Genomic DNA, 1,376 nt, shown 5'->3' on the forward strand with positions numbered 1-1,376 from the left:
GAGAAGGAAGGCCTGCCCATCACCGACGAGAATATTTTCATCGCAGCTTCCTGCAAGGAGAAGGGAATCCTTTTCCTCACCGGCAAGTCACAGGTGAACGGCATGTACAAGATCAACCGCGAAGAGGAAGCCGCCAAGAAGAAGGGCGAGTATACCGTAACGGTCAACGGCAAGGCATACGGCGTCAAGCTCGGCAAGGACAATGCCACCGTCAATGGGGTGAGTTATCCGTTGAACGTCGGCTTCGGCATCGATGAGAAAGCCATCGAGGCTTCCAAGGCCGTTGCATCCGATGCTCCCGCAGCTGCTGCAGCCCCCTCACACGAAGCAGTCACAGTCAAGGCTCCGATGCCCGGCTTGATCCTCCGCATTGAGGTGAAGGAAGGACAGAAGGTTTCCAAGAACCAGGTCGTGATGATCATGGAAGCCATGAAGATGGAGAATGAAATTTTTGCACCGTGCGATGGTGTGGTAACCAAGATTTCTGTAAGCCAAGGCCAGCAGATGCAGAGCGACGACGAATTGCTCGTAATCGCTTAAAGGAGACTCTGAGATGATTGGTTCTGCGTTTAATCAGCTCTGGCAGTCCACCGGACTGTACGGATTCATGGGGATGGTGGAAGGCTTCGGTGTCGGCAACCTTGTCATGATACTGGTCGGATTCATCCTCCTCTACCTTGCCATCGTGAAAGGCTTCGAGCCTCTCCTGTTGGTAACTATTGGGTTCGGATGTATTCTTTCGAACATTCCCATGGCTTATACTGCAAGCATTGATCCAAATTCGGGAGCTCCTGGGTTTATCAAGCTGCTCTTTGATATGGGTATCGACACCGGTCTCTTCCCGATTTTGATCTTCATGGGTGTTGGAGCAATGACCGACTTCGGTCCGCTCATTGCAAACCCCAAGACCCTGCTCCTCGGAGCAGCCGCCCAGGCTGGTATTTTCGTTGCCTTGCTTGGTGCCTTGGCTTTGAGTTTCATCCCCGGTATCAATTTCGACCTGTTTGCTGCCGCTTCCATCGGCATCATCGGTGGTGCCGACGGTCCTACTGCCATCTATGTAACCAGCCGACTGGCCCCGAACTTGCTGGGACCCATTGCGGTAGCTGCGTACAGCTACATGGCCCTGGTTCCCATCATCCAGCCCCCGATCATGCGCGCTCTCACCACCAAGGAAGATCGCAAGATCAAGATGCAGCAGCTCAGGCCGGTATCCAAGCTTGAAAAGATTCTTTTCCCGCTTACCGTTCTGACCACCTGCGCCATCCTGCTTCCCTCCGCCACCCCGCTCATCGGCTCGCTGATGTTCGGCAACCTGGCCAAGGAGTGTGGTGTTGTCAACCGTCTTTCCGATACCATGCAGAATGCCCTGATGA

At 54.1% G+C, this 1,376-nt stretch carries 2 protein-coding genes; both read left to right on the forward strand.

All coding sequences use genetic code 11. The features are described from left to right. The coding region (locus E0765_RS07510; protein WP_132812616.1) for an acetyl-CoA carboxylase biotin carboxyl carrier protein subunit at positions 1 to 540 on the forward strand (540 nt) is incomplete at its 5' end. Positions 541 to 607: 67 nt separating this feature from the next. Next, positions 608 to 1,376, forward strand: a 769-nt coding sequence (locus E0765_RS07515; RefSeq protein WP_255417883.1) for a sodium ion-translocating decarboxylase subunit beta, incomplete at its 3' end; no start/stop codon positions are given.

The organism is Sulfuricurvum sp. IAE1, from assembly GCF_004347735.1.
Taxonomy (GTDB): domain Bacteria; phylum Campylobacterota; class Campylobacteria; order Campylobacterales; family Sulfurimonadaceae; genus Sulfuricurvum.